We start from the raw sequence: 7044 nt of genomic DNA on the forward strand, positions 1-7044 counted from the left end.
ACAGGATAACAATAACTATGATAACCCTACGCCTGAGTTTGATGATGTTCCTTCAGTTCTTCATTTGGGGAGGCTGGTTTGTAACATTAGGTACGTACTTGTCGAATACCTTGGCTGCTAATGGCGGGCAAATCGGTATGGCTTTCTCAACCCAAAGTTGGGGCGCCATTATTGCCCCCTTCATTGTGGGGCTTATTGCCGACCGATTCTTTAATGCAGAAAAGATCCTCGGTTTCTTACACCTCATTGGCGCCGTACTTATGTATTGTATGTACCAAGCGAATGATTTTGCCAGCTTCTACCCTTATGTGTTGGCGTACATGATTGCCTATATGCCTACGCTGGCACTGGTCAACTCGGTGTCTTTCGGGCAAATGGTCGACCCGTCGAAAGAGTTCGGAAAAGTTCGTGTGTGGGGCACTATCGGCTGGATTGTGGCAGGTCTTATGATTAGCTATGTATTCTCATGGGATTCTGCCCAATCTATTGCCGATGGTATGCTCAAAAACACCTTCTTATTATGTAGCATTGCCTCGTTAATTTTAGGTGTATTCAGTTTTACGCTACCAAACACGCCTCCTCAATCTAGCGGCAAAGCCGTAACCATACGGGATATTCTAGGCTTAGATGCGTTAGCATTGCTCAAAGATAAGAACTTCTTTGTGTTCTTTCTCTCATCGGTACTCATTTGTATTCCACTGGCCTTTTACTACCAGAATGCTAACCCTTTTCTTACCGAAATAGGCGTTGAAAACGCCACAGGAAAAATGACCTTGGGCCAAGTATCTGAAGTACTGTTTATGTTGGCTCTACCGGTATTTTTGAATCGCTTTGGCATTAAAGTCACCTTAGTAATTGGTATGGCTGCTTGGGTAATTCGCTATGCGTTGTTCGCATTTGGCAACGCTGATGAAAGTTTGTTCATGCTTATTATCGGTATTGCACTGCACGGTATTTGTTACGACTTCTTCTTTGTATCAGGGCAAATCTATACCAATGCGAAAGCGGGAGAGCATGTAAAAAGTGCCGCGCAAGGGCTAATTACCTTGGCTACGTACGGCGTGGGTATGCTGGTGGGCTTTGCGGTTGCTGGCTCAATTACCGATACCTACACGATGGAAACCGGTGCGCATAGTTGGCAGCAGATTTGGTTATTCCCAGCAGGGTTTGCCGCGGTGGTGTTAGTGCTATTCGCCATTCTGTTCAGAAAGGAAAAGGTGAACGCAGATGCATAACAATGCCCGCAGAAAGTTACTTCAAAGCATGGCAGTGACCGGGGTAGGAATAGCTGGAGTAGGGTTAACCGCCTCTAGTTTAGCTGCAACCGAGTCAACCACAGAAGGTAAAGGTAATAATGTCATGAATACACCGCTTAAAGGCAATGTGAATCACTCGGTAAGTCGATGGACTTACGGCGATTTAAGCATTGAAGAGTTGTGCCAAACCGTTAAGCAATTAGGGTTTGGAGCAATTGACTTAGTTGGCCCTGAAGATTGGCCTGTACTAAAGCAATATGGCATCGACTCTTCTATGTGTAATGGCGCTGAAATTAGCCTTGAAGATGGCTTTATTCATGCTGAATTACACGATGAACTAGAAGCGCGCTATTTAAAGCACATCGATTTAGTCGCCGATGCAGGTTACACCAACCTTATTTGTTTTAGCGGTAATGCCAGAGGCATGTCGCAGGAAGACGGGCTTGAAAATGCCGTCAAAGGGTTAAAGCGCATTTTACCTCACGCTGAAAAACGCAATGTAGTGATTTTTATGGAGCTGTTTAACAGTAAAGTCGACCACCCTGATTACATGGCCGACAACTCTGCGTGGGGCATAGAACTTTGCAAACGCCTAGGTTCTAAGCACTTCTCGCTGCTTTACGATATCTACCACATGCAAATTAATGAGGGGGATATCATTCGAACTATTCGCGATAACCATCAGTACTTTGGTCATTATCACACGGCCGGCGTTCCTGGACGTCACGAAATAGATGCTTCACAAGAACTGAATTATGAAGCCATTGCTAAAGCCATTGTTCAGACCGGTTTCAAAGGCTATCTAGCACAAGAGTTTATACCTACACCGAAAAGCAAAACCAGCAGAATAGCGTCGCTACATCAAGCGATTCAAATCTGCGATGTATAACGTGCGAACAGGCACAGCGACGAATGAAGTTTTAAGGACGTGTTATGGCGAGTAACGAATACGATGCAATAGTCATTGGGTCTGGTATCAGTGGTGGTTTGGCTGCGAAAGAGCTTACCGAGAAAGGCTTAAAAGTGCTTATGCTTGAGCGTGGTCAAAATATTGAACATATAAAAGACTACAAGAATGCGCATAAAGAAGATTGGGATTATCCACATCGCGACTTACCTACACAGGCGATGAAAGTAGATTATCCCGTGCTCAAACGCGACTACCCACTAAATGAAAAAACCTACGGTATGTGGGCAAATGAAAAAGAAAATCCTTATACCGAAGACAAGCGCTTTGACTGGTACAGAGGCTACCATGTAGGCGGGCGCTCATTGTTATGGGGGCGCCAAAGCTACCGTTTAAACAAAGAAGATTTTGAAGCCAATGCTAAAGAAGGTATAGCGGTTGACTGGCCTATTCGCTACGAAGACTTAGCACCTTGGTATGACTATGTAGAAAAATTCGCAGGTATCAGCGGCAACCGTGATGGTTTAGACGTGTTGCCTGATGGTATTTACCAGCCGCCGATGCCAATGAATATTGTAGAGGAAAGTGTCGCGGAGCGAGTGAAAAAGGCCTACGAAGGCGCGCGTCACATAGTGCATGGCCGTACTTCAAATATGACACAAAGCAAACCTGAAGAAGGGCGTGTTCATTGTCAGTACCGCAATAAGTGTTGGTTGGGATGTCCGTTTGGTGGCTACTTTAGTACGCAAGCATCTACGCTTCCGGCGGCTGTTAAAACAAGTAACTTAACCCTTCGTCCTTTCTCGATTGTAAAAGAGATCTTGTTCGACAAAGACAAAAAGCGCGCCACTGGCGTTGAAATTATCGATGCAGAAACCAACGAGACTTATGTATTCAAAAGTAGAATCGTTTTCGTTAATGCGTCAGCTTTGAACTCGGCATGGGTACTAATGAATTCTGCCACGGATGTGTGGGACGGTGGATTGGGAAGCAGTAGTGGCGAGCTAGGCCACAACGTTATGGACCACCATTTTAGAGTAGGAGCATCGGCAGAAGTAGAAGGCTTTGAGGATAAATATACTTACGGACGCAGACCAAGCGGTTTCTATGTGCCAAGGTTTAGAAATTGGGGTGGTGATAAGCGTGACTATCTACGTGGATTTGGCTATCAAGGCAGCGCAAGTCGTTCAGGCTGGCGCAAAGACATTGCCGAGCTTGGTATAGGAGCAGGACTAAAAGATGCGATCACCGAGCCGGGTCCTTGGACCATCGGGATGACAGCTTTCGGTGAAATTCTTCCGTACCACGAAAATAAAGTGTACCTGAACAAAAAAGTCACCGATAAGTGGGGCTTGCCAGTACTTGCCATGGACGTTGAGATCAAGGAAAACGAACTCAAGATGCGTAAAGATATGCAGCAAGACGCCGTTGATATGTTCGAAGCAGCTGGGCTTAAGAATGTTCAAGGTTGGGATGCCGACTATGCTCCTGGCATGGGTATTCACGAAATGGGTACGGCGCGTATGGGCAGAGATCCAAAAACGTCTGTGTTAAATGCGCATAACCAAGTATGGGACGCACCTAACGTATTTGTTACAGATGGTGCAGCAATGACATCAGGCAGTTGTGTTAACCCGTCGCTAACCTATATGGCGCTAACGGCAAGAGCTGCTGAATTTGCCGTGGAAGAGTTAAAGCGAGGAAATCTTTAATGGAACGCAGAGAATTACTCAAACTTATCACGACAGCCACGGGTACGGCGTTATTTGCAGGAAATGTGTTTGCCTACAAAGATATTCCTGCGGTACCGCTAAGTGACACATTATTTAATGAAAAAGACGTGGCTCTACTCAACGAGATGGGGGAGGTAATCATCCCCCAAACAGATACGCCCGGAGCAAAAGCTGCAAACGTTGGTGCAACAATGGCTGTGCTGGTAACCGATTGCTACACACCCTTACTTCAAAAAACGTTTGTCGATGGCATAAATAAAATATCTTCATTAAGTAAAAGTCGCTTCAATAAGCCATTTATCCAGCTTACCAAGCAAGAGCGAGAAACTTTCTTTAATGACTTGGATGTGGAAGCAAAAGAGGCGAACCTTGCTAACGGCGTTTATCAAGGCGTTGAAACAGGAAAGCCAAGTCAATGGGAACCTGGTACCGATAAGCCAACCCCTCACTACTTCACCTTATTAAAGCAACTGACACTTTATTGCTTTTTCACTTCACAAGTTGGTGCTACCAAAGTACTTCGATATGTAGCTATTCCTGGGCGTTACGACGGAGCATTTCCTTATAAGAAGGGCGACAAAGCGTGGGCCACGTAAGCCTGATATACAAAGGCTTGATAGACAAGAGTTTGATATATAAAGCTTAGTGAATAAAGCAAAAACAAAAAAGCCAATCGCTACATAGTGATGAAACAGATTAGAAAAGGTACTAACACAATGAATAAGACTCTTCTTGCCTCCACAGTGGCGCTACTTATGCCGCTTACCTCGTGCGCTACAACAGAAGCAGATAAAGAGAAAAGCGAGTCACGTCTAACTCGTGAACAGCAGGCAGCTAAAACAGAAGTTTGGGAGCCGGTTCCGGAAGTTGTTTCTTTTGATAAGGCGGGCGTGCCTTCTGATGCCACCATTTTAATTGGCAATGACTTATCAAATTGGAGTTCGGTAAAAGAAGGTAAGGCTAAATGGACGCTTCAAGATGGTGTACTTACCGTAAAACCGGGCACGGGCGATATTAAAACGAACGAAGCGTTTTGTGACGTACAACTGCACGTAGAGTGGAAAGCGCCCCGGCCAGAAGCCGGTATGGAAGGACAGCAGCGTAATAACAGCGGTATCTTCCTTCAACAAAGATACGAGATTCAGGTATTAGACTCATATCAGAATAAGACCTATCCCAATGGTCAGGCTGCAAGTGTATATAAGCAAACTATCCCGTTAGTTAATGCTATGAAGGCCCCTGGTGAGTGGCAAACCTATGACATTATCTATAAAGCTCCTACCTTTAACGGTGAAGACTTAGCAACAAAGGGCTATGTTACCGTTATACATAATGGCGTAGTAGTTCAAAACCATACCGAGATCCAAGGAACCACAGAATGGATAGGTGCACCTAAATATAAAGCGCACGGATGTGCCCCACTTCAATTGCAAGATCACGGTAACTTAGTAAGCTTCAAAAATATGTGGGTAAGACCGCTTTAAAACGCAAGCCGATATATATCTTCAATCTCTTCAATACTTAATTGCTTGGGATTATTGCGAAGAAGGCGAGTTACTTTACTCGCTTCTTCTGCTAGTTCCCCTACACAAGTTGGCGAAATATTAAAATGGGTGAGTGAAGCGGGTATGTCTACATCCCTACACAGCTTTTCTATAGCACCTAATAGCCGCTTAACTGCTTCTTCTTTTGAATGGTGGCGCTCACATACCTTCAGTAGCTTGGCCACGCAGTAAAGTTTGTCTTGGCAGAAAGGCGCATTAACTTTCAAAACGTGGGGAAGCATTACTGCGTTACTCATGCCGTGTGATAAATGAAAGCGCCCGCCTAAGGGATAGGCCAGTGCATGTACTGCGCCCACGCCAGCATTTCCAAACGCAAGACCTGCCATTAAACTGCCGGTGGCCATATCTTCACGCGCCGACAGGTTCTCACCATTATTATAAGCGTGTACTAATGAACTAAAAATAAGTTTAAGCGCCTTCTCTGCAAGCGCGTCGGTAATGGGGCTAGCATTTACACTTATATAAGCTTCAAGAGCGTGAACGAATGCGTCTATACCGCTCGCTGCTGTAATCGACTGTGGGCACGTTTTTGTCATCTCAGGTGCAACAATAGCAACATCGGGTAATAAGCAGTGGCTAACAATGCCTTTTTTCATTTGCGCCTTTGGGTCAGACAATATAGCAATGTTGGTAACTTCGGAACCTGTACCTGCGGTAGTGGGGATAACAATAAGGGGGAGGTTTCTTTGTGTAAGTGTATTTTCACCGAAGAGATCTACAAGAGGTCCGGTATAGTCATATGTTGAGGCAAGTACTTTAGCGCTATCAATAGCACTGCCTCCGCCCAGCGCGATTATTCCGTCTATTTGTTTTTCCCGAAGCAAGCACAACTTTCTTTCTATAACATCTACTTCAGGCTCAGGAGGTATGTCATCAACAATAAGTACAGGTTTAGAAGAAATAAGCGTGAGTATTTGGTCGAGAAGCCCTGAAGAAGATACGCCTTTATCAGTTATTACAGCGCAGTTATTTATTCCTAAACGCTTCATTTCATCAGTAAGGGCTTTAATAGCACCTAGTCCAGTAATGAGTTTTCCCGCGGTCTTAAATTCCGAAACCTTCATAGAGTGCTCCTGATAAGGGCGTTTTTTTGATAGCTACGAGTTATTTAATTTATAGTACAACACAGCGGATACCACTTAACTAACCTTATAGATGGTTAAAAGTGAGGTGAATTCGTGGTTTTAATGAACGTTTTGTGTGTTGTTTGTGCAAACGATCGAAAAATAAGGTTTTTTTCGAAATAAGTGTTGACGTGAGCGCTCATTTCCCTAAAATGCGCACCCGCTTCGGGGGAAAAGCAAAACAGCAAGCCTCCTGAAGTAAGTCTCTACTACCTATATAGGCCAGTAAAGACGGGAGTTTAGAAGAAACGCTTCAGAAAATAAATTTTCAAAAAGTGTTGACAACGAAAACTTTCAGCGTATAATTCGCACCTCACTCGAACAGGGTGAGTCACTAAGAGGCAGCGGCTTCTAGTGAATTGCGAAGAAGTCGCAACGTTCTTTAACAATTTAGACAAGACAATCTGTGTGGGCACTCGTTAAGAGTGTCACAACGACGATTCATATTTCGATATATTT

Annotated in this window: 6 protein-coding genes; 5 read left to right on the forward strand and 1 reads right to left on the reverse strand. The window is 44.5% G+C overall.

Translation table 11 applies throughout. The features are described 5' to 3' along the window. Nucleotides 1-17: 17 nt before the first annotated feature. From ACXAGK_RS18600 to ACXAGK_RS18620, 5 genes are all read left to right on the forward strand, one after another. Nucleotides 18-1235, forward strand: coding sequence for a nucleoside permease (locus ACXAGK_RS18600; RefSeq protein ID WP_474857383.1), 1218 nt, complete (start codon nucleotides 18-20; stop codon nucleotides 1233-1235). After that, the gene (locus tag ACXAGK_RS18605; RefSeq protein WP_474857384.1) at nucleotides 1228-2145 is read left to right on the forward strand and encodes a hydroxypyruvate isomerase family protein; all 918 of its coding nucleotides are present in this window, start codon (nucleotides 1228-1230) and stop codon (nucleotides 2143-2145) included. The genes ACXAGK_RS18600 and ACXAGK_RS18605 overlap by 8 nt, the downstream gene beginning before the upstream one ends. A gap of 44 nt (nucleotides 2146-2189) precedes the next feature. Continuing rightward, entirely contained in the window at nucleotides 2190-3875 is a 1686-nt protein-coding gene (locus ACXAGK_RS18610) for a GMC oxidoreductase (protein ID WP_474857385.1), read from the forward strand. Then, the gene (locus tag ACXAGK_RS18615; RefSeq protein WP_474857386.1) at nucleotides 3875-4492 is read left to right on the forward strand and encodes a gluconate 2-dehydrogenase subunit 3 family protein; all 618 of its coding nucleotides are present in this window, start codon (nucleotides 3875-3877) and stop codon (nucleotides 4490-4492) included. Before ACXAGK_RS18610 ends, ACXAGK_RS18615 begins: the two co-directional genes overlap by 1 nt. Nucleotides 4493-4612: 120 nt before the next feature. Then, on the forward strand, nucleotides 4613-5380 hold the full coding sequence (locus ACXAGK_RS18620; RefSeq protein WP_474857387.1) for a 3-keto-disaccharide hydrolase: 768 nt from the start codon (nucleotides 4613-4615) through the stop codon (nucleotides 5378-5380). Here the strand turns inward: ACXAGK_RS18620 and ACXAGK_RS18625 are convergent. Further along, entirely contained in the window at nucleotides 5377-6525 is a 1149-nt protein-coding gene (locus ACXAGK_RS18625) for an iron-containing alcohol dehydrogenase (protein WP_474857388.1), read from the reverse strand. The genes ACXAGK_RS18620 and ACXAGK_RS18625 overlap by 4 nt on opposite strands. Nucleotides 6526-7044: the final 519 nt, after the last annotated feature.

The sequence above is a fragment of the Alteromonas sp. ABM1_013 genome (assembly GCF_056160505.1).